This window comes from Mycobacterium sp. E796, from assembly GCF_001672815.1.
Classification (GTDB): domain Bacteria; phylum Actinomycetota; class Actinomycetes; order Mycobacteriales; family Mycobacteriaceae; genus Mycobacterium.
Genome location: NZ_LZKK01000254.1, coordinates 1 through 21,402 on the forward strand (window position 1 = coordinate 1; position 21,402 = coordinate 21,402).

Annotated in this window: 24 protein-coding genes and 1 pseudogene; 11 read left to right on the forward strand and 14 right to left on the reverse strand. The window is 69.6% G+C overall.

Annotated features, from left to right (window positions below):
- The 6 genes and pseudogenes from A5706_RS19065 to A5706_RS19090 all read left to right on the forward strand — a co-directional run.
- A pseudogene (locus A5706_RS19065) lies at positions 1-324 on the forward strand (long-chain-acyl-CoA synthetase); the annotation flags it as partial.
- Between the two features lie 142 nt (positions 325-466).
- A complete protein-coding gene (gene folP, locus A5706_RS19070) occupies positions 467-1,291 on the forward strand; it encodes a dihydropteroate synthase (protein WP_068133768.1) in 825 nt (274 codons plus the stop codon).
- Positions 1,288-2,244, forward strand: coding sequence for a glucosyl-3-phosphoglycerate synthase (locus A5706_RS19075; RefSeq protein ID WP_068133711.1), 957 nt, complete (start codon positions 1,288-1,290; stop codon positions 2,242-2,244). Before folP ends, A5706_RS19075 begins: the two co-directional genes overlap by 4 nt.
- Before the next feature lie 38 nt (positions 2,245-2,282).
- Positions 2,283-2,636, forward strand: a complete 354-nt coding sequence (locus tag A5706_RS19080) for a DivIVA domain-containing protein (protein WP_068133713.1) — start codon at positions 2,283-2,285, stop codon at positions 2,634-2,636.
- Between the two features lie 2 nt (positions 2,637-2,638).
- Complete coding sequence (locus A5706_RS19085) at positions 2,639-3,220, forward strand: DNA-3-methyladenine glycosylase I (RefSeq protein WP_068133716.1); 582 nt, start codon at positions 2,639-2,641, stop codon at positions 3,218-3,220.
- Between the two features lie 186 nt (positions 3,221-3,406).
- Entirely contained in the window at positions 3,407-3,574 is a 168-nt protein-coding gene (locus A5706_RS19090; RefSeq protein ID WP_003406247.1) for a DUF3117 domain-containing protein, read from the forward strand.
- Positions 3,575-3,581: 7 nt separating this feature from the next.
- On the opposite strand, the gene glgA is transcribed toward A5706_RS19090, so the two are convergent.
- Entirely contained in the window at positions 3,582-4,745 is a 1,164-nt protein-coding gene (glgA, locus tag A5706_RS19095) for a glycogen synthase (RefSeq protein ID WP_068133771.1), read from the reverse strand.
- A 155-nt stretch (positions 4,746-4,900) separates the two neighbouring features.
- Here glgA and glgC point away from each other — a divergent pair, with 155 nt between their 5' ends.
- Entirely contained in the window at positions 4,901-6,115 is a 1,215-nt protein-coding gene (glgC, locus tag A5706_RS19100) for a glucose-1-phosphate adenylyltransferase (protein ID WP_068133719.1), read from the forward strand.
- Positions 6,116-6,127: 12 nt separating this feature from the next.
- On the opposite strand, the gene A5706_RS19105 is transcribed toward glgC, so the two are convergent.
- The 6 genes from A5706_RS19105 to A5706_RS19130 form a co-directional block, all read right to left on the reverse strand.
- A complete protein-coding gene (locus tag A5706_RS19105; protein WP_068133722.1) occupies positions 6,128-7,810 on the reverse strand; it encodes a CocE/NonD family hydrolase in 1,683 nt (560 codons plus the stop codon).
- An 18-nt stretch (positions 7,811-7,828) separates the two neighbouring features.
- Entirely contained in the window at positions 7,829-8,503 is a 675-nt protein-coding gene (locus A5706_RS19110; RefSeq protein WP_068133724.1) for an isoprenylcysteine carboxylmethyltransferase family protein, read from the reverse strand.
- A gap of 13 nt (positions 8,504-8,516) precedes the next feature.
- Positions 8,517-10,160 (reverse strand): ABC transporter permease, encoded by a 1,644-nt coding sequence (locus tag A5706_RS19115; protein WP_156767224.1) that lies wholly within the window; start codon positions 10,158-10,160, stop codon positions 8,517-8,519.
- Entirely contained in the window at positions 10,157-11,068 is a 912-nt protein-coding gene (locus tag A5706_RS19120) for an ABC transporter ATP-binding protein (RefSeq protein ID WP_068133730.1), read from the reverse strand. The genes A5706_RS19115 and A5706_RS19120 overlap by 4 nt, the downstream gene beginning before the upstream one ends.
- A complete protein-coding gene (locus A5706_RS19125) occupies positions 11,058-11,696 on the reverse strand; it encodes a TetR/AcrR family transcriptional regulator (protein ID WP_068133733.1) in 639 nt (212 codons plus the stop codon). The genes A5706_RS19120 and A5706_RS19125 overlap by 11 nt, the downstream gene beginning before the upstream one ends.
- A gap of 80 nt (positions 11,697-11,776) precedes the next feature.
- Entirely contained in the window at positions 11,777-12,445 is a 669-nt protein-coding gene (locus A5706_RS19130) for an O-methyltransferase (protein ID WP_068133736.1), read from the reverse strand.
- Between the two features lie 201 nt (positions 12,446-12,646).
- Between A5706_RS19130 and sigE the strand changes: the two genes are divergently transcribed.
- The 4 genes from sigE to tatB all read left to right on the forward strand — a co-directional run bounded on the left by sigE (position 12,647) and on the right by tatB (position 15,989).
- Positions 12,647-13,423: an RNA polymerase sigma factor SigE gene (sigE, locus tag A5706_RS19135; protein ID WP_068133739.1), complete on the forward strand. Its 777-nt coding sequence runs from the start codon at positions 12,647-12,649 to the stop codon at positions 13,421-13,423.
- A gap of 140 nt (positions 13,424-13,563) precedes the next feature.
- The gene (rseA, locus tag A5706_RS19140; RefSeq protein ID WP_068133773.1) at positions 13,564-13,938 is read left to right on the forward strand and encodes an anti-sigma E factor RseA; all 375 of its coding nucleotides are present in this window, start codon (positions 13,564-13,566) and stop codon (positions 13,936-13,938) included.
- Positions 13,939-14,071: 133 nt separating this feature from the next.
- A complete protein-coding gene (locus A5706_RS19145; RefSeq protein ID WP_068133742.1) occupies positions 14,072-15,580 on the forward strand; it encodes a S1C family serine protease in 1,509 nt (502 codons plus the stop codon).
- Positions 15,581-15,587: 7 nt separating this feature from the next.
- Positions 15,588-15,989 (forward strand): Sec-independent protein translocase protein TatB, encoded by a 402-nt coding sequence (gene tatB / locus A5706_RS19150; protein ID WP_068133745.1) that lies wholly within the window; start codon positions 15,588-15,590, stop codon positions 15,987-15,989.
- A gap of 8 nt (positions 15,990-15,997) precedes the next feature.
- Here tatB and A5706_RS19155 read toward each other — a convergent pair whose 3' ends face one another.
- The 7 genes from A5706_RS19155 to A5706_RS19185 form a co-directional block, all read right to left on the reverse strand.
- On the reverse strand, positions 15,998-16,381 hold the full coding sequence (locus A5706_RS19155; RefSeq protein ID WP_068133748.1) for a type II toxin-antitoxin system VapC family toxin: 384 nt from the start codon (positions 16,379-16,381) through the stop codon (positions 15,998-16,000).
- Positions 16,378-16,599, reverse strand: coding sequence for an antitoxin (locus A5706_RS19160; protein WP_068133753.1), 222 nt, complete (start codon positions 16,597-16,599; stop codon positions 16,378-16,380). The genes A5706_RS19155 and A5706_RS19160 overlap by 4 nt, the downstream gene beginning before the upstream one ends.
- 43 nt (positions 16,600-16,642) lie before the next feature.
- Positions 16,643-17,776, reverse strand: coding sequence for an Mrp/NBP35 family ATP-binding protein (locus A5706_RS19165; protein ID WP_068133756.1), 1,134 nt, complete (start codon positions 17,774-17,776; stop codon positions 16,643-16,645).
- Positions 17,777-17,810: 34 nt separating this feature from the next.
- Positions 17,811-19,061: a lytic transglycosylase domain-containing protein gene (locus A5706_RS19170; RefSeq protein ID WP_082964490.1), complete on the reverse strand. Its 1,251-nt coding sequence runs from the start codon at positions 19,059-19,061 to the stop codon at positions 17,811-17,813.
- Between the two features lie 100 nt (positions 19,062-19,161).
- Positions 19,162-19,704, reverse strand: a complete 543-nt coding sequence (locus A5706_RS19175) for a DUF1003 domain-containing protein (protein WP_068133759.1) — start codon at positions 19,702-19,704, stop codon at positions 19,162-19,164.
- Positions 19,701-21,014, reverse strand: a complete 1,314-nt coding sequence (locus tag A5706_RS19180; protein WP_068133764.1) for a magnesium transporter MgtE N-terminal domain-containing protein — start codon at positions 21,012-21,014, stop codon at positions 19,701-19,703. The genes A5706_RS19175 and A5706_RS19180 overlap by 4 nt, the downstream gene beginning before the upstream one ends.
- 65 nt (positions 21,015-21,079) lie before the next feature.
- A partial coding sequence (locus A5706_RS19185) for a DUF4190 domain-containing protein (protein WP_156767227.1) occupies positions 21,080-21,402 on the reverse strand: 323 nt, incomplete at its 5' end.

Genomic DNA, 21,402 nt, shown 5'->3' on the forward strand with positions numbered 1-21,402 from the left:
CAGCTGGACCGCGGCCATCCCGGCGCGCCCACCGGTGTGCGGGATCTCCACGCCGAACACCGTGCATTCCTCGACGGCCAGTCGTTGGCCCGCGCGGTGTACTCGCAACTGCCGCCCTATGCGCTGCCGTTGTTCGTTCGGGTGGTCAAGACGCTGGAGCACACCACGACGTTCAAGAGCCGCAAGGTGGAGCTGCGCGAGCAGGCCTACGGGCCCGACGTCAAGGACCCGCTGTACGTGCTGGCCGGCCGCGACGAGGGCTACGTGCCGTTCTACGACGAGTACCCCGAAGAGGTCGCGGCGGGTAAACGCCCGAAGGGCTGAGTTGGCTGGTGCCGAGCGTGCGGACAGCCGCACGTTCGGCGTCCAATGTGCGGCTGGCCGCACACTCGTGGAGCGGGCCAGGCACCATAGACGCGTGCAGACTCTGTGCGGCCGGCCGGTCGCTGGCGACCGCGCGCTGATCATGGCGATCGTCAACCGCACCCCGGATTCGTTCTACGACCGTGGCGCGACCTTCAGCGACGGCGCCGCCCGGGAGGCCGTCCACCGTGCCATCGCCGAGGGTGCCGACGTCATCGATGTCGGCGGCGTCAAAGCGGGCCCCGGCGAGAACGTCGACGAGGACACCGAGATCGCCCGGCTGGTGCCCTTCGTCGAGTGGCTGCGCGACGCCTACCCCGACCAGCTGATCAGCGCCGACACCTGGCGCTCCGGGGTGGCCAGGGTGGCCTGCGCGGCCGGCGCGGACCTGATCAACGACACCTGGGGCGGCGTCGACCCGGCCCTGCCCGAGGTGGCCGCCGAGTTCGGCGCGGGTCTGGTGTGTTCGCACACCGGCGGCGCGCTGCCGCGCACCCGCCCGTTCCGGGTGAGGTACGGAACCACCACCCGCGGCGTGGTGGACGACGTGATTCGCCAGGTGACCGGCGCGGCGGAGCGGGCGGTCGCGGCCGGGGTGGCCCGGGACCGGGTGCTGATCGACCCGGCCCACGACTTCGGCAAGAACACCTTCCATGGGCTGCTTTTGTTGCGACACGCGGGCGAACTTGTTAACACCGGATGGCCCGTCCTGATGGCTTTGAGTAACAAGGATTTCGTCGGGGAGACTTTGGGTGTGGACCTGACCCAACGGCTGGAGGGGACGCTGGCGGCCACGGCGCTGGCGGCGGCGGCCGGCGTCCGGATGTTCCGGGTGCATCAGGTCGAGGCGACGCGGCGGGTGCTGGAGATGGTGTCCTCGATCCAGGGGATGCGGCCCCCCGCGCGCACGGTAAGGGGGCTGGCATGACGGAGCTTGTGGACCTCGCCCGCGAGGGCGTGCTCGCCGCGCGGCCGGGGGACATCTGGTTGCCCGATCGCAGTTGGAGCCGCCGCGGCCGGACGGTCCGCGAGCTGGAGGAGGCGAAGGCCGGCCGGACCATCTCGGTGGTGCTGCCGGCCCTCAACGAGGAAGCCACCGTCGAGTCGGTGATCGACAGCATCTCACCGCTGGTGGACGGCCTGGTCGACGAGCTGATCGTGCTGGATTCCGGTTCGACGGACGACACCGAGATCCGCGCCATCGCCGCCGGCGCCCGCGTCGTCAGCCGCGAACAGGCGTTGCCGGAGGTGCCCGTGCGGCCCGGCAAGGGCGAGGCGCTGTGGCGCTCGCTCGCGGCCACCAGCGGCGACATCGTCGTCTTCGTCGACTCCGACCTGATCAACCCGCACCCGATGTTCGTGCCCTGGCTGGTGGCCCCGCTGCTCACCGCCGACGGAATTCACCTGGTGAAGAGCTTTTACCGACGGCCGCTGCACGGTGCCGACGGGGGCGGCGGGCGGGTGACCGAGCTGGTGGCGCGCCCGCTGCTGGCGGCGTTGCGCCCGGAGCTGAGCTGCATCCTGCAGCCGCTCGGCGGCGAGTACGCGGCCAGCCGGGAACTGCTGACCTCGCTGCCGTTCGCGCCGGGCTACGGCGTGGAAATCGGGCTGCTGGTGGACACCTTCGAGCGGTTGGGCCTGGACGCGATCGCCCAGGTCAACCTCGGTGTTCGGGCGCACCGCAACCGGCCGCTGGCCGAGCTCGGCGCGATGAGCCGCCAGGTCATCGCGACCCTGCTGTCGCGCTGCGGGATCCCCGATTCCGGGATCGGGCTGACCCAGTTCTTCGCCGACGGCCCCGACGGTTGTGGCTACACCGCGCGCACCTCGCCGGTCTCGCTGGACGACCGGCCGCCGATGAACGCGCTCAGGCCGCGCTGATCGCCGTGTTGTCGGCGGGATAGGGCAATATCGACGACGTGGCGTTGGTGTTGCTGTACCTGGTGGTGCTGGTGCTGGTGGCAGTCGTCTTGTTCGGCGCGGCCAGCCTGCTGTTCGGTCGCGGTGAGCAGCTGCCGCCGCTGCCGCGCGGTACGACGGCGACGGTGTTGCCCGCCTACGGGGTCACCGGCGCCGACGTCGACGCCGTCAAGTTCACCCAGGTGTTGCGGGGATACAAGACCAGCGAGGTGGACTGGGTCTTGGACCGGCTCGCCCGCGAACTCGAGGCGCTGCGCGGCCAGCTGGCGGCGGTGCACGCCGCGTCGGCGCCCGACGACGAGGCCGCGCCCGACGCCGCGGAACCCGGGGACGCCGAGGATCGTCAGGACTAGATATGAGCGACGACGGCCGGGTTCGGTGCGGTTGGGCGGCCATTCGGCCCGGTCCGTACTTCGAGATGTACCGCGACTACCACGACCAGGAATGGGGCCGCGTCCTGCAGGACGGGGTGGCGCTCTTCGAGAGGATGAGCCTCGAGGCCTTCCAGAGCGGCCTGTCGTGGCTGATCATCCTGCGCAAACGGGAGAACTTCCGGCGGGCCTTCGCCGGGTTCGACATCGAGACGGTCGCCGGTTACACCGACGCCGACGTGCAGCGGCTGATGGCCGACGAGGGCATCGTGCGCAACCGCGCCAAGATCGACGCGACGATCGCCAATGCGCGCGCCGCCGCCGAGCTGGGGTCGGCCGAGGACCTGTCCAAGCTGCTGTGGTCGTTCGCGCCGTCACCGCGCCCCCGCCCGGCCGACGCGTCGGAAATTCCCTCGGCCACCGCCGAATCGAGGGCGATGGCCAAGGAACTGAAACGACGCGGATTCCGCTTCGTCGGGCCCACCACCGCCTATGCGCTGATGCAGGCGACCGGCATGGTCGATGACCATATTCGCGGTTGCTGGGTGCCCGCCACGCAACTTTGAGGGCCCGATCAGGCTTCAGAAGCGGGTCTTTGTGTAACTGCCGCCTCCGATAGGGAACAATGGAGGCGTGATTTGGCAGTCGATGCAGTTCAAAGTCGGGTATGGCTGGAAATCCACTGGCGGGGCATGCTCGGCGCCGACCAGGCCCGCGAACGCGGGCCAGCTCGAATCTGGAGGGAGCACTCGATGGCGGCGATGAAGCCCCGTACCGGAGACGGTCCTTTGGAAGCAACGAAGGAGGGGCGCGGCATCGTTATGCGGGTACCGCTCGAAGGGGGCGGTCGGCTGGTGGTGGAGCTGACACCCGACGAAGCCGCCGCCCTGGGCGACGAGCTCAAGGGCGTAACCAGCTAAGGCGCCGTTACGCGCACACCTTCCGGTAGATCTCCAGCGTCTGCTCGGCGACGTGCGCCCACGAGAAGTCCTCCACGCAGCGCTGGCGCCCGGCTTCGCCATAGCGCTTTGCCCTGTCGGGGTCGGCCACCAGCTCATTGACCGCTCTGGCCAGGCCGGCCCGGAATGCGGCCGGGTTGTCGGGGTCAAATCGCACCAGCGACCCGGTGACCCCGTCCGAAACCACCTCGGGGATCCCGCCCACGTTGGAGGCCACCACCGCCGTCGCGCAGGCCATCGCCTCGAGGTTCACGATCCCCAACGGCTCGTAAACCGACGGGCACACAAAAACTGTTGCCGCCGAAAGTATTTCGCGTAATTCCCCGATGGGGAGCATTTCCCGGATCCAGAACACCCCGTCGCGCTCGCGGGCCAGCTCGGCGACGGCGGCCCTGACCTCCTCGGCCAGCTCCGGTGTGTCGGGGGCGCCGGCGCACAGCACCAACTGCACCTCCGGGCTGAACCGGTGCGCGGCCGCCAGCAGGTGGGCGACGCCTTTCTGCCGGGTGATCCGCCCCACGAACGCGACCATGGGCCGCGCCGGGTCGACGCCGAGTTCGGCCAGCACCGACCCGCTCTCCGCCGGGCCGGCCGGATACCAGACGGTGGTGTCGACGCCGTTGCGCACGACGTGCACCAGGCTCGGATCCAGCGTGGAGTAGACGCGCAGCACGTCCTCGCGCATCGCCGAGCTGACCGCGATGACGGCGTCGGCGCCCAGCACCGCGGTCCGCTCCACCCACGTCGACACCCGGTAGCCGCCGCCGAGCTGTTCGGCCTTCCACGGCCGCAGCGGCTCGAGCGAGTGTGCGGTCAGAACATGAGGAATGTCGTAGAGCAACGCGGTCAGATGCCCGGCCATCCCGGCGTACCAGGTGTGCGAGTGCACGACGGTCGCGGCCGACGCGGCGTTGGCCATCATCAGGTCGGCCGACAGCGTGGACAGCGCCGGGTTGGCGCCGTGGATGCGCGGGTCGGGCTGCTGTGCGAAGGCGTCCGGGCGGGGCGCGCCGATGCAGTGCACGTCGACCGCGCACAGCCGGCGCAGCTGGGCGACGAGTTCGGTGACGTGTACCCCGGCCCCGCCGTAGACGTCTGGTGGGTACTCCCGAGTCATCATCGCCACCCGCATACCCGAACCGTAGTTCGGCTGCGGGGCGGCGCGCATCTCGGGCCAAGGATCGAGCGGCGGTGCGGACCCAAAACCATTGACGGACAGCCCGTCAGAGTGCCGCCAATAGCGCACTCCCTCTGGCAGCGGTTCGCGGGGGCCGATAGTTTGTAGTCATGAGGGAAGCGCCACACGTGCTGGGGATTGTCCTGGCTGGCGGGGAGGGCAAGCGGTTGTACCCTCTGACCGCCGACCGGGCCAAACCCGCCGTTCCCTTCGGTGGCGCCTACCGGCTGATCGATTTCGTGCTCTCCAACCTGGTCAATGCCCGATTCTTGCGGATCTGCGTTCTCACGCAATACAAGTCGCATTCACTCGACCGTCACATTTCGCAGAACTGGCGGCTGTCCGGCCTGGCCGGCGAGTACATCACCCCGGTGCCCGCGCAGCAGCGCCTCGGCCCGCGCTGGTACACCGGCTCCGCCGACGCGATCTATCAGTCCCTCAACCTGATCTACGACGAAGACCCCGACTACATAGTCGTTTTCGGCGCCGACCACGTGTATCGGATGGACCCCGAGCAGATGGTCCAGTTCCACATCGACAGCGGGGCGGGCGCGACGGTGGCCGGCATCCGGGTGCCGCGCAGCGACGCCAGTGCGTTCGGCTGCATCGACGCCGACGAGTCCGGTCGGATCCGCAATTTCGTGGAGAAGCCGTTGGAGCCGCCGGGCACCCCCGACGACCCGGAGTCGTCGTTCGCCTCCATGGGCAACTACATCTTCACCACCAAGGTCCTCATCGACGCGATCCGCGCCGACGCCGACGACGACCACTCCGATCACGACATGGGCGGCGACATCATCCCGCGGTTGGTGGAAGACGGGATCGCTGCGGTGTACGACTTCTCCGACAACGAGGTGCCCGGCGCCACCGACCGCGACCGCGGCTACTGGCGCGACGTCGGGACGCTGGACGCGTTCTATGACGCGCACATGGACCTGGTCTCGGTGCACCCGGTGTTCAACCTGTACAACAAGCGCTGGCCGATCCGGGGCGAGTCGGAGAACCTGGCGCCGGCCAAGTTCGTCAACGGCGGCTCGGCCCAGGAGTCGGTCGTGGGCGCCGGCAGCATCATCTCGGCGGCGTCCGTGCGCAATTCGGTGCTGTCGTCGAACGTCGTCGTCGACGACGGCGCGATCGTGGAGGGCAGCGTGATCATGCCGGGCGCCCGTGTCGGCCGCGGCGCGGTGGTGCGGCACGCGATCCTCGACAAGAACGTTGTCGTGGGTCCCGGGGAGATGGTCGGCGTCGACCTAGAGAAGGACCGCGAGCGCTTCGCGATCAGCGCGGGCGGCGTGGTCGCGGTCGGCAAGGGCGTCTGGATTTAGCGCCTCGGCGGGCTAGGGGATCTCCGGGATCAGCAGGTGCGCGTCGTGGTCCGGGCCCCAGTGCAGAGTGACGCGACCGCGCGGTGAGCCCTGATACGCCGCGGGCATCTGACCGGTCAGCGGGTTGGTCGGGCACAACCAGCGCCCGGCGACCACCAGCCGCAGCTGCTCGCCCGCGCGAAACAGCGTGGCCGAGGGGCCCAGCGCAACGTCTACGGCGACCACCTCGCCGGCGGAGACGGGCTGCGGCTCGGCGCAGGCCGGGACGGGCTCCCATGGCCGCGAGAGCTCCGGGTCGAGCGCTCGCAGCGAGACCCGCTGCCACCCGGTGGTGACCCGGTCGCGGCCGTACCCGTACGACCCCTCGAACCCGACGAACCGGCCGTCCCGCCACTTCTCCACGCCGACGAACAGGTTGGCGTCGTCGCAGCCGTTTAGTTCGACCCAGAGCCGGGCCGCCATCGGGCCGGTCAGCTCGAGGTCGTCAAGGACCGTCCAGCTGAACGCCGCTGCGTTGGATGCGGTTTCGAACGCGACGCTGCCGACCCGCGTCGGCCGATCGGGCGCCAGGAGTCCCGCGCTCGCGAGATAGATTGGCCGCCAACGGGTCCGGGCGAGCGGCCAGTCGGATTCCTCGCGCACCGCGGAGACGGTGTCGCGGTCCTCGCGCACTTCGAGGCGCACGCTGCGGGATTGCTCGGCGCCGTCCAGCACGCCGCGGAAGAACTCGAGCTGTTCGGCCCGCGCCGCCTCGGAGTAGAACGTCGACCACTTGCCGCTGCGATGGGTGTAGAGCCGGGCGTGGGCGGAACCCGCGCGCATGAACGCCCGGATCGAACCGCGGCTGTGCAGGTTGTTGTCCGAGAAGCTCCCGCAGACCAGCATGGGAACCTCGATCGCCGACAGCTCGGGCACCACCGAGCACCAGAAGTCGTCGCGCAGCGGGTGGGCGTCCTGCATCCGCTCGAGGTCGTAGCGCTGCCGGGTGTCGCGGCGCAGGTTGCGCGACCACAACCGGGTGAAGCCGAGCTCGCGAACGCCGCCGGGAAAGGTCAGGTCGCGATACGCGTCGGTGAAGCCCTCCCACGGGCAGATGGCCCGCAGCCCCGGCGGCTGCAGGGCCGCGACGGCGTACTGGGTGATGGCCAGGTAGGACACCCCGAGCATCACGACGCGGCCGTCGCACCACGGCCGCCCTGCGATCCACTGCACGAGGTCGTAGGTGTCCTCTGCCTCTTGGCGCGACAGGAGGTTTCCGGTGCCGTCGGAGTGGCCGCAGCCGCGCATGTCGGCGTTCACGACGGTGAAGCCGTTCGCGGTCCACCACGCCGGATCGGGCGCCTCCCAACCGGTCAGCGCGGAAAAGGTGATCGGCTGGGTCTGGCGCAACACCCGGTATTGCACCGAGAACGTCCACCTCCCGGCCCGCCGCCGCGGCAGGTTGTCCTTGCTGTATGGATGGACGCTCAGGATCACCGGTCGAGGCGTCTCATCGGGGGCGCGGTAGACGTTGACCCGCAGTACCGTCCCGTCGCGCGTCGGCACCTCGCAGTCACGCTCGACCAGGATGCCGGGGGGCGCCGGCGTGACGGTAATGGGTGGCTCGGCGATGCCGCGGAGCCGGGTCAGTGCGTAACGCAGGGCGCCGCGACGTCTCCACGGCCGGTCGAGCGCGGGTGCCGGATTTCGGGCCACGCCAATACCCTAGGGCGCCTACCAGACATTGGGCACCAAGCGATACCGCACGTGCTGCGCGTAGTCGCGGTACCCCGGCAGGTCCTGGATGAGCAGCTTCTCTTCGTCGAGGATGCGGAAGACGAGCACCGCGACTCCGGGGATGACGAAGAGCAGCCCCCAGTACGAGCCCAGCGCCAACGGCATGCCCACCATCATGATGACGTTCCCGACATACATCGGGTGCCTGACGAACTTGTAGACGCCGCCGGAGGCGACCTTCTGGCCCGCTTCCACGGTGACGGTGGCTGCGGCGTAACTGTTTTGGATGATCACCAGCATGGCGAGGCCGAGCCCGGCCGCCACCAGCACGTCGCCGAACAGGGACAGCCACACCGGCACGGTCGACCAGCCCATCCGGTGATCGAGCGCGCTGAACGCCATCATCGCGAAGAGAACCAGGAACGAGCTGGTGATGATGACCTTCTGAGCCGGCCGTGTTTCCGCCCGCGGTCCGGCGTGCATGCGGCGCTGCAGGGCCGCCGGGTTGACCTTGGCCAGGTAGATGGTGGGGCCGAGTGATGCCACAGTGAACACGGCGAGGAAAACCCATGCCTGCCAATAGTGGAACGTGCCCGCCGGTCCGAACAGGATCAAGCAGGTTGCGGCGGTTCCCACGACCGAGGATGCCGTCAGTCGAATCGCGGTTTTCATGACCGTGCCCTCCCTAGCTGCGTAGATCACGGCGTCGAAAAGCCGTGGCTCCCAAGATGATCAGCGCGATGTCGATGGCCAGTAGCCACAGCAGCGGCGCGGCGGTGAAGTCGGCGCCGACCCGCGGAACGTGGGTGAACGGCTCCAGATCGACCAGCCACTGCGGGAACCGGGCCAGCTCGCCGATCAGGTAGATCGCGACGAAGCAGACCAGCACGCCCCACGCCACCGGGGTGAACCGCGGGGCCAGGCCGAACAGCGTGACGGTGACCGCGGCCAGCAGCCAGACGGCGGGCAACTGGACGGCCGCGGCGCCGACCACTACGGCCAGCTTGCCGCCGACGTCGCCGGCCGCGATGCCGTAGACGAGCCCGCCGGCCACACCACTGGCCAACATCGCGACCGCGGACCCGAGCAGGGCGGCCGCCAAATGACTTGCCAGCCAGTGGGTTCGGGAGACCGCGCCGGCCAGCGTGGTCTCGGCGCGCTGGCCGGTCTCCTCCTGGTGCAGCCGCAGGGTGAGTGAGATGGCGAACGCCGCGGCCACCATGCCCATCATGGCGTAGGCGACCGCGACGAACGCCTGCTCCAGCACGCTGGTGCCGCCCATCCGCGCGACGGCGTCGCGCACGATGGTGCTGCCGCCGAGCTCGTCGCCGATGCCGTGCACCACGCTGCCCATCAGCAGGCCGTACAGGCACAGCCCAACGGTCCACAGCACCAGCGCGCCACGGTCGAGCCGCCACGTCAGGCCGTCGACGCCGCCCAACCGCGGTCCGGCCCGGCCGGGACCGGGACGTTCGGCGATCAGCCCGGCGCCCACGTCGCGGCCGGCGAGCAGTCGATAGGCCACCAACGTGAGCACTGCCGTCGTCGCCAGGTGCAGCAGCAGCACCCACCAACGGTCGCCCGCGTAGGGGCGCACCTGCAGCGACCACCCCAGCGGCGAGAGCCACGACAGCGTGCCGTCGCCGGCGTCACCGACGGCGCGCAGCGTGAACGCAATCCCCAACACCGCGAACGCGGTGCCGCGGGCGAAGCGGGCGCTCGGCGACAGCTGCGCGGCCACCGCGGCGACCGCGCTGAATACCAGGCCGGAGCATGCCAGCGCCGCCCCGAAGGCCAGCGACCCGCCGCGCGGGATGTCGGTGGTGAGCAGCCCGGCCGCGCCGATCGCGCCGGTGGCGATCGACGCCCCGAACGACAACAGCAGGGCCGCACTCAGGCTGGCGTACCGGCCGACCGCGGTCGAGTCCACGAGTTCGGTGCGGCCGGTCTCCTCGTCGGCGCGGGTGTGCCGGATCACCGTGAGGATGACGGCCACCGCGATCAGCAGGTGGAACATCCCGGCCTTCCAAATGCCAACGGCCCCAACGCTGTGGTTGTAGACCTGGCCGTAGAGCGCGCGCTGGGCCGGGCTGGCCATGATCGATGCCGCGAACCCGGCGCGGGCGGTCTCCGTCGGGTACACCTTCAGGACGCTGCCGACGTAGACACTGGCCAGCGGCACCGAGAGCAGCAGCACCCACAGCGGCAAAGAGACCCGGTCGCGACGCAGGTAGAGCCGCAACATCCCAAGCGTCCCGGAGAAATTCGAACCGGCCCGGGGCGCGGGGTGCGCCGGGTGGCGTGGCCGATCCAGGGTCGCGGTGCTCATGCTGACACCTTGTCTGTCGTGTCGTAGTGGCGCAGGAACAGTTCCTCCAGGGTGGGAGGCTGGCTGACGAGGCTGCGCACGCCGGCGTCGCCGAGGGCCCGGATGAGCTCACCCAGGCTTTCGCTGTCGACCTGGGCGCGCAGCGTGTTGCCGTCGATGCTGACGTCCTCGACACCCTTGATCCGCCTGAGATCGCCCGGATCGCCGATCATTTCGGCCCTGATCGAGGTGCGGCTGAGATGCCGCATGGACTCCAGCGTGCCGCTCTCGACGGTTCGGCCGGCGCGGATGATGGTCACCCTTTCGCAGAGCGCTTCCGTTTCGGCGAGGATGTGGCTGGACAGCAGGACCGTGGTGCCGCGGTCGCGCGCCTCGCCGACGCACCGCTGAAACACGTTCTCCATCAACGGGTCCAGGCCGCTGCTCGGCTCGTCCAGCAGGAGCAGCCGGGCGTGCGACGAGAAGGCCGAGATCAGGGAGACCTTCTGGCGGTTGCCCTTCGAGTAGGTGCGCGCCTTCTTGTGCGGGTCGAGGTCGAAGCGCTCGATGAGCTCGGCGCGACGCCCTTCGTCGATGCCCCCTCGCATGCGGGCCAGCAGGTCGATGGTCTCGCCACCGGTCAACGAGGGCCACAGCGTCACATCGCCCGGCACGTAGGCGATTTCGCGGTGCAGGCCGACCGCTTCGGTCCACGGGTCGCCGCCCAGCAACCGCGCGCTCCCGCCGTCGGCCTTCACCAGGCCCAGCAGGATGCGGATGGTCGTCGACTTCCCCGCCCCGTTCGGTCCGAGGAAACCGTGCACCTCGCCCTCACGCACCGTGAGGTCCAGGCCGTCCAGCGCCCGCACCGCGCCGAAGTTCTTGGTCAGGCCCCGGATTTCGATGGGTGCGACTGTGTCAGCTGGCATGGGATCCTCCTTGATCGTCGGCGGCGAGAAATGCGTCGTACATGGTGCGATCCACCATCAGGCCCTCGGTGTAGATCTCCAGGGCCGGCAGGATCATGTCCCGCGCGTAGTCACGGAGCACGGCGCGCAGATCGGTTGGGGTGTCGTGCATTTGCAGATAGAGCAGGAGCCCGCCGCCTCCCGTGATGCCCAGGTACCTGGCCCTGGCCCGGGGGTCACGGCTGGGCTTGATGGTCCCCGCCCGCACGCCGTCTTCCAGGTATCCCTCGGCGTTGTCAATCATCCTCTGCCACAACATCTTCGCGAGGTCGCCGCCGGTCTGCATGCTACGTAACACGTAGGCGGTCAGCGGGGCGAATTCTTCGATTTCGGCCAATTGCCCGAACCACACGGCTGGGTCGTTGGATTGCAGCGCCTCCGCCTTGCTCTCGCGGATCTGTTCTGCGACGTAGTCGTCGCAAGCCTTGCGCAGGCCGTCCTTGGAGCCGAAGTGGTGGATGACCAGCGCGGCGCTCACCCCGGCCGCGTCGGCGATCTTGCGCAGCCCGACGCCGAAGCCGTGCTCGCCGAACTGCTCGATGGCCGCATCTCGGATCCGGGCGGCGGCGGTCAGGTCGGCTGAACGCATGTTCAGTACACTAAACGCGCGTTCAGTCGAGCGTCAACGAGACGCCCCGTCAGGAACTCGTAAAGATTTGGCTGCGGGAGCTAGTCGCGGACCGCGGCCAGCAGCCCGTCGCCGAGCGGCACCAGGGCGGGGGTGAGCCGCTCGTCCTCGGCGATTAGCCGGGCCGCCTCGCGGACCGCGGTCACCTCGGCGTCGCGGGCCGCGGGATCGCCGGCCCGTCCGCCCAGCGCCGCGCGGTGCACCACGATGACGCCGCCGGACCGCAGCAGCCGCACCCCCTCGACGACGTAGTCCGGCTGGTCGATGGGGTCGGCGTCGATGAACACCAGGTCGTAGGACTCGTCGGCGAGCCGGGTGAGCACCTCCTGAGCGCGGCCGCCGATCAGCCTGGTGCGCGACGGTCCGATGCCGGCGTCGGTGAACGCCTGCTTGGCGATCCGCAGGTACTCGGGCTCGATATCGATCGTGGTCAGCACCCCGTCGTCGCTCATGCCCGACAGCAACCACAGCCCGCTGACCCCGGCGCCGGTGCCCACCTCCGCGACGGCCTTGCCGCCGCTGAGCTTGGTCAGCAGGCTGAGCAGCGCCCCGACCGCCGGCGTCACCGCCCCGGCGCCGATCTCCTCGGCGCGCTCGCGGGCGGCCGCCAGCAGCGCGTCCTCCGAGATCGAGGCCTCGGCGTGCGCGCTCAGCGATTCGGCTCGACTGGGGGCCGCCTGGGCGGAGGTTTTTTCGTCGGTGCCGTCCATGCCCGCAGCGTATTCGAATTTGCGGCGCGGTCCGGCAGGCGCGCCTTAACCCGACCGCCCCGACACGCCCAAAGCCCGCGGCGCGACGAAGCTCACTCGCCGACGGATTCGCCCTGCTCAACGTTGGTAACGATCTGGTTTCTCAGCCAAACCTCAGATTGCTCCTATGCCCCGCATACGCCGATGGGTGACGGTATGCATATGGAACGCGGGGTGGTGGGGACCGGGAATACAAATCGCCGGAATGGGAATACACGCTGGGAACTCCGCGTTGACGCGGTCGATGAGCTGCCGAATTTCGATGGCAGGCCAACTCTGGAGGATCCGATCACCACAGCGCTTTTGAGCCCGACCACCATGTCTCACGCCCAGGACTGCCGGGACGACGAATGGGTGGAAACGACGGACGCGTTGCAGGGCACCGCGGTGTTCGACGCGACGGGGGACATGGCGACGATGCCGTCGTGGGACGAGCTGGTGCGCCAGCACGCCGACCGGGTGTACCGGCTGGCCTACCGCCTCTCCGGCAACCAGCAGGACGCCGAGGACCTGACGCAGGAAACGTTCATCCGGGTGTTCCGCTCGGTGCAGAACTACCAGCCCGGGACCTTCGAGGGCTGGCTGCACCGCATCACCACCAACCTGTTCCTGGACATGGTGCGTCGGCGCGCGCGCATCCGCATGGAGGCGCTGCCCGAGGACTACGACCGGGTGCCCGCCGACGAACCCAACCCCGAGCAGATCTATCACGACTCGCGACTCGGGCCCGACCTGCAGGCCGCCCTGGACTCGCTGCCGCCGGAATTTCGCGCCGCGGTGGTCCTGTGCGACATCGAGGGCCTGTCCTACGAGGAGATCGGCGCCACCCTCGGCGTCAAGCTCGGCACCGTGCGCAGCCGCATCCACCGCGGTCGCCAGGCGCTGCGCGACTACCTGGCCGCGCACGGCGACGCGGCTCAGGTCAAGTCGGCTTCGTAGCGCCGCGGTTACCGATACGGCCCATGGCCGGGAATCCTGGGATTTTTGCGAGCCGTACACGCGGTATCGGCGGCCCGGCCGCGCTACATTCGAATTATGCGCGGCTTAGAAATCTTAGAGTTCCCCGAAGGGACGTGGTGATGGCCGACCGGGGAGAGGTGTTTCGCCGCGCGTTCTCCTGGCTGCCCTCGCAGTTCGCCTCCCAAAGCGACGAGCCCGTCGGGGCGCCGCGCCGGTTCCGCTCCACCGAGCACCTGTCCATCGAGGCGATCGCCGCGTTCGTCGACGGCGAGCTCCGGATGAACGCGCACCTGCGCGCGGCGCACCATCTCTCGCTGTGCCCGGAATGCGCCGCGGAGGTCGAGGATCAGAGCCGGGCGCGGGCCGCCCTGCGCGACTCCCATCCGATTCGCATCCCCAGCAACCTGCTCGGGCTGCTGTCCGAAATCCCGCATTACCCCGCGGAGGACGAAGCGTCCGAGCGCGACGCGCGCGATCAGCGTAAGCGCCGGTAGCCACGCGCGCGTTCGTGCCGACCAACGGCGCATTGTGGATACTAGGGTGGACACGGACAACGCCGGTGGGGCGCAAAGCGCCCGGTAAGCGGGCCTGTCTCGAGCGCTCGAGAAGAGAATCCAAAGGGGTAACGTGACCTCCGACGACCGTACTGACGGCGGAAACCAGGGCGGGAACCGCCTGGCGCCGCGTCCCATCTCACGGCCCCAGGTCGACCCCGCATCGCGTCAGTTGTTCAGCCGTCCCGCCGGGCAGCAGGGCTCCTTCGTGGCCGAGCGCGTGCGCCCGTCGAAGTATCGCGACGAAGACGAATTCGCGCCCCACGACCAACCGGCCGACCCGGTCCTTCAGGAGGCCTTCAGCAAGCCCGTCGGGACCGTGGACACGCTGCAGCGCCACCCGATCGACGCCGGCGCGCTGGCGGCCGAGAAGGACGGCGCCGAGCCCGACGGCGCCGAAGACCCCTGGCGCGACCCGGCCGCCGGGGCTGCCCTGGGCACCCCGGCGGTGCCGCCCGCGCCGCCGCCGGGCGTGCCCGGTTACACCGGCAAGCTCGGCGTGCGCGACGTGCTGTTCGGGCGCAAGGTGTCCTACCTGGCGCTGGCCGTCCTGCTGCTGATCGCCTTGGTCATCGGCATGATCGGCGGCGTGATCGGCCGCAAGACGGCCGAGGTCGTCGAGGCGTTCACCACCTCGAAGGTGAGCCTGGCGACCAACGGCAATGGCGAGTCGCCGGCCGGCCGGTTCGCCAAGGTGGCCGCCGCGACCGCCAACGCGGTGGTGACCATCGAGTCGAAGAGCGACCAAGAGGGCATGCAGGGCTCGGGCGTCGTCATCGACGGCCGTGGCTACATCGTCACCAACAACCACGTGATCTCCGAGGCCGCGAACAACCCGAGCCAGTTCAAGACGACCGTGGTGTTCAACGACGGCAAGGAAGTGCCCGCCAACCTCGTGGGTCGCGACCCGAAGACCGACCTGGCCGTGCTCAAGGTTGACAACGTCGACAACCTGACCGTGGCCCGGCTCGGTGATTCCGACAAGGTGCGCGTCGGCGACGAGGTCATCGCCGCAGGCGCGCCGCTGGGGCTGCGCAGCACCGTGACCCACGGCATCATCAGCGCCCTGCACCGGCCCGTTCCGTTGTCCGGGGAGGGCTCGGACACCGACACCGTCATCGACGCCCTGCAGACCGACGCCTCGATCAACCACGGCAACTCCGGTGGCCCGCTGATCGACATGGACTCCCAGGTGATCGGCATCGACACCGCGGGCAAGTCGCTGTCGGACAGCGCGAGCGGGCTGGGCTTCGCGATCCCGATCAACGAGGCCAAGCAGGTCGCGCAGACCCTGATCAAGGACGGCAAGATCGTGCACCCGACGCTCGGGGTCAGCACCCGCTCGGTGAGCAATGCGATCGCCTCCGGCGCCCAGGTCGCCAACGTCAAGGCGGGTAGCCCCGCGCAAAAGGGCGGGATCCTGGAGAACGACGTGATCGTCAAGGTCGGCAGCCGCAAGGTCGCCGACGCCGACGAGTTCGTCGTCGCCGTCCGGCAGCTGACCATCGGCCAGGACTCCCCGGTAGAGGTGGTCCGCGACGGCCGCCACGTCACGCTGACCGTGAAACCGGATCCGGACTAGGCGTTCGATGTTCTCCAACCTCAGCTGGGAGCACATCCTGGTGCTCGTCGTGGTCGGGCTGGTGATCCTCGGGCCCGAGCGCCTTCCCGGCGCCATCCGCTGGACGTCCACCGCGCTGCGGCAGGCGCGTGACTACCTCAGCGGCGTGACAAACCAGCTGCGCGAGGACATCGGCCCCGAATTCGACGACCTGCGCGCCCCGCTGTCCGAGCTGCAGAAGCTGCGCGGCATGACGCCGCGCGCCGCGCTGACCAAGCACCTGCTGGACGGCGACGACTCGTTCCTCACCGGGAATTTCGAGGGGCCCGTGAATGGGGCGCCTAAACCGGTGCAGCCGGCGGAGCCGCCCCAGCCGGCGGCTGAGCAACGCGCGTCCGGCCCGGCCCCGTTCGACACCGACGCGACCTGACGGCGCGATCAGTTCGGCACGACAGTGACCGCGCACAAGGCCTGCCCGGCATTGCTCAGCCGGGAATCCGCGGTAACTAGCGCGCATCTGAGGGTTTCCGCCAATGCGACGTAGGTGGCGTCGTGCGCGGAATAGTTATCCCGGATCTCCCAGATGCGTTCGAACAGGCCGAAGACCGGATAGCGCGTCACGGCCAGGCGCCCCCAGGCTCTCAGCGCGTTCCATCCATCGCTCGCGCTAAGCGTTTTCCGCTGAACTTGCCTGCGAAGTGCGCTTGCGATTTCGGCGTCGACGAGATGCGGAGTGTGGAGGCGCTCGCCGACGATTATCCGACGCGCCTGCCCATCGTGGAGCAGCGCCGCCAGCGCGGCCGACGCGTCAACCACAATCATCGATCGGCACGTCCAGCGTCGATATCGAAGACGAGTTCGGCGGTATCGATGTCGAGGTCAGGGAGGTCGCCCAGCAATGCGGCGTTGTCGACACGGCGAGAAGCCTCGGCCAGTTCACGCACGGCAACCGCTGACACCGACGTCTTGTCTCGAGCCGCCAAGCGCTCGAGACGTTCGACGACGTCATCAGGCACGTTCCGCAGGTAAAGCGTCTTCATGCAATGATGCTAGCACCGTGCTTGCTAACTGCAAGCAAGCCGCTCAGTGGCGCGTGGGGTCCAGCCCCAGCGACACGCCCGCCAGCCCGCGCTTTCGCGACGACAGGGCGTCGGCCACGCCGCGCAGTTCCTTGCCGACCGGGGAGTCCGGCGCGCTCAGCACGACGGGAACGCCGGAGTCGCCGGCGGCGACCAGCGACGGGTCCAGCGGGATCTGACCCAGCAGCGGGACGTCGGCGCCGACGGCGCGGGACAACCGCTCGGCGACCTGCCGGCCGCCGCCCTCGCCGAACACCTGCATCGTGGTGCCGTCGGGCAGCGTCAGCCCGGACATGTTCTCCACGACGCCGACGATGCGCTGGCGGGTTTGCAGGGCGATGCTGCCGGCGCGTTCGGCGACCTCGGCCGCGGCCAGCTGGGGGGTGGTCACGACGAGGATCTCCGCGTTGGGGATCAGCTGGGCGACCGAGATGGCGACGTCGCCGGTGCCCGGGGGCAGGTCGAGCAGCAGGACGTCCAGGTCGCCCCAGTACACGTCGGCCAGGAACTGCTGCAGCGCCCGGTGCAGCATCGGCCCGCGCCACACCACCGGGGTGTTGCCCTGCGTGAACTGGGCGATCGAAATGACCTTCACCTCGTGGGCGATGGGCGGCAGGATCATCGACTCGACCTGCGTGGGCCGGTCGGTAGTGCCCATCATCCGCGGGATGGAGTGGCCGTGGATGTCGGCGTCCAGCACCCCGACCGACAGCCCGCGGGCGGCCATCGCCGCGGCCAGATTGACCGTGACCGTGGACTTCCCGACCCCGCCCTTGCCGGACGCGACGGCGTAGACCCGGGTCAGGGAGCTGGGCTGGGCGAAGGGGATGACCGGCTCGGCGGCGTCCCCGCGCAGCCGCTTGCGCAGCTCGGTGCGCTGTTCGTCGTTCATCACGTCCAGGCTGACCTTGACCGCGCCGGTGCCGGGCACGTCGGCGACCGCGGCGGCCACCCGCTCGGTGATTTCGGTCTTCTTCGGGCAGGCGGCGGTGGTCAGGTAGATCTCCACGTGCACGGCGCCGTCGGCGTCGACGTCGACGCTCTTGACCATCCCGAGTTCGGTGATGGGACGGCGCAATTCGGGGTCGATCACCTTCCCCAGGGCGGTGCGGATGGCGGCAGCTAGATCGGTGGTCATCACCGCCGAGTCTAGGCGTGCGCGGCGGGTCCCTTTAGCCGGCCGGGCCGGGCCTGGGCGATCCCGACGCCTGCGGCCCCGCGGCGGGGCCCACCGGGGCCGGCGGACCGGCGTTGGCGGGCGGCGGACCGAAGGCCGGCTGCCCGAAGGCCGGCGGCGCCGGGTTCTGCGGGCCGATGCAGATCACCGTGCAGCCGGGCAGTTGCGTCGGCGACTGCTGTGGTGTGGGTTGCATCCACGGGAACATCGGCTGCTGACCGGTGGGCGGCGTTCCGCTCAGGTCGATCAGTGGTGTCCGCGCGAAGAAGTCGTCCGACGGCAGGCCGATGACGTTCATCGGCAGGTTGGGCCCGAGCCCCTCCGGATGATCGTCGTGTGCGTTGCCGAGCGGCGGCGGCGGCCCGGTCATCGGCGGCAGGTCGACGGGGACCACGCCGGTTGCGTACGCCGCGGCCCAGCCCAACACGTTTTGCGCGTAGGCCATCGAGTTGTTGTAGCGCAGGATCGCCGACATCACCTGCGACGGGTCGCGCAGGTTGACCCCGCCGCTGCACAGGTAGCGGGCGGCCGCGAGCGTGGAGTCGAACAGGTTCTGCGGGTCGGCCGTTCCGTCGCCCTTGCCGTCGACGGCGTAGCGCGCCCAGGTGCCCGGCAGGAACTGCATCGGCCCCATCGCGCGCGCGTAGGTGGGGCGGTTGCCGGCGGTGCTCTGCAGGATGACCTCGTTGCCGGGCAGCGTGCCGTCCAGCGCGGGGCCATAGATCGGGACGACGGCGGTGCCGCGCGCGTCGACGGCGCCGCCACTCGCGTGGCCCGATTCGATGCGCCCGATCCCGGCGAGCAGGTTCCAGCTGACCCCACAGCCCGGGGCGGCGACGGCCATCTTCTGTTCGGCGCTGCGGTACGCGGCCAGTGCGATCGACGGAATGCCAAGGGCGCCAGGCGCACTCACGATCATCGGGGGAGGCGGCGCGGACGGCGCGGCCTCGGCGATGTGGAACGCCGTCGGCGCCCGGTCGATCGCGAAGACCACCGGCCCGGTGGTGTCGGGCGCGCTCGGCGAAACCGCGGCCACCGGAAAGATCGCGGCGTCACGCACCGGCATGACCTGGCTGTGGACGGGTGGGGCATGCCCGGGGAAGGTGGGAGCCGCGCCGCCGACCGCTCCGGCGAAGACCAGGGGAGTGATGACGGCGACCCCGAAAGCCGGCGATTTCGTCAGGCGTGCACGCTGCCGCTCGGCCGCGGCGTCGGGGCGTTTACCCCAGCGTGCCCCAATGCGCACTCGACGGTCCTAAGGTCGGGAAACTACCGGCTGAGCTTCGTGAACCAGATCACAATACATAACCCCCGTGACGGGAGTGGCGCAATGGTGGATTTGATAATTACCGGGATTTCTTAGCCGTTCGCTCCCAGTCGTCACCCGCCCTCGCGGCCTCCCCGTCCGCACCTTCCGGCTGCAACCGGGCCAGCATAGAACGCAAATCCTCCAGCTCGTCGCGCAGGTATTCACGCGTCACGACCTCGCCAACGGCCAGCCGCAGCGACGCCAGCTCGCGGGCCAGGTACTCGGTGTCGGCCTTGGTTTGGGCGGCGCGGCGCCGATCATCTTCGAGCGCGACGCGGTCCCGGTTCTCCTGGCGGTTCTGGGCCAGCAGGATCAGCGGGGCCGCGTAGGCGGCCTGCGTGGAGAAGGCCAGGTTGAGCAGGATGAACGGGTAGGGGTCCCAGCGGAGCTCGACCGCGGAGACGTTCAGCGCGATCCACACCACCACGATGATCGTCTGGATGAGCAGGTAGCGGCCGGTGCCGAAAAACCGCGCGATGGACTCGGTGATCTGCCCGACGGCCTCGGGGTCGACGCGGGGCGAATACCGGCGCGACGTCCGGGGGGTGTAGAGCCGGCGCGGTGCCGTGGACCTGCTCACCCCGACGCTCCTCCCAGTCGTTGTTCGATGCGGCCGGTGGTGTCCAGCTGCTGCACATCCACACGCCAGTCGTGCGGCAGCAGGTGGTCGAGCAGGTCGTCCACGGTCACCGCGCCCAGCAGGTGGTTCTGGTCGTCGAGCACCGGACCGCACACCAGGTTGTAGGCGGCGAGGTAGCGGGTGACCGCGCCCAGCGGCGTCTCCGGGCTCAGGGTCAGCAGGTCGCTGTCGACGATCCCGCCGACCAGGTCCGCCGGCGCTTCGCGCAGCAGCCGCTGCAACGGAATGCAGCCCAGGTAGCGCCCCGTGGGGGTGGCCGTCGGCGGGCGCGCCACGAACACCATGGACGACAGCGCCGCGGTCAGGTCCGGGTCGCGGACCCGGGCCAGTGCCTCGGCGACCGACGTGTCCGGGGTGAGCACCACCGGGTCCGAGGTCATCAGGCCGCCCGCGGTGTCGGGGGAGTGGGTCAGCAGCCGGCGTACCGGTTCGGACTCGTCGGGGTCCATCCGGGTCAGCAGCATTTCCGCGTCCGTCGGGTTCAGCACGCCGAGCAGGTCGGCGGCGTCGTCGGGGTCCATCTCCTCGAGCACGTCGGCCGATCGGTCGGTGCCGAGCTGCGAGAGCACGTCGGCCTGGTCCAACTCGGGCAGCTCCTGCAGGACGTCGGCCAGCCGGTCGTCGTCGAGTGCCTTGAGCACCTCGTAGCGGCGCTTGGGCGGCAGGCCGCGGATCGCGTCGGCCACGTCGACCGCCTTGCGCCCCTCGAACTGGTCCAGCAGCTCTGCCACCCCCTGGCCGGGCAACGCCAGCGCCGACGGGGTCAGGCCCTGGACGTTCTGCCAGTCCACGACGTGCACGGGGCCGCGCCGCCGCAGTCGTCGCTGGGTGCGCACCGCGACCCTGGTGACCAGCCAGTCGCGCGTCCGGATCTGTTCGATGCCCAGATCGGTGATGACGACATCGAGGCCGGCCAGCTCCGGCAGTTCGGGATCGTTGACCTTGACCACGGTGTCGAGGATCTGGCCCATGGCCAGCACCTCGCCCGGCCGCTGCTCGAAGTGGCGCAGCGACACGCTGCCGGTGTTGAGCGTCACCGCGTTGGGCTCGATCCCGGCGACCCGCAGCATGGGGATGAAAACGCTGCGGCGCGTTGCCAAATCGACGACCAGTCCCAGGACCCGCGGCTGCTGGCGGACGATGCTGATGCTGATCACGACATCGCGTACGCGGCCGAAGTTTTCGCCGAGCGGACCCAGCACCAACATTCGCGGGAGCCGCGCGACGTACACCCTGTTGACCGGTCCCATGCCAGAGAGCCTATTCAGCCGTCGCCCGGATGGCAGGCTGCGACGCCCCGTTGCGGCGAGTTGCCCTAATGGGAACGGATGCTGAACATCGCGATGACCAAAAAGACCACCAGGGTGCCCGCGCCGATCACGATTCCCGCGACGGCCAAACCGTAGCCCTCCTGGCGGGTCTGCTTGATCTGGTTCAGCGCGATGACGCCCAGCACGATGGCCACGATCGAGCCGATGGCGCAGCAGAGGAAGCCGGAGAACGACGAGATGAGCGACGCGATCGCCATGCCGTTGGTCCCCGGCTTGACCCGGTAGTCCGGCGTCGCGAAGTAGCCGCCGGGGTAGGACGGCGGACCGTAGCCGGGATATCCGGCGGGATAGGGGGTGGGTCCATAAC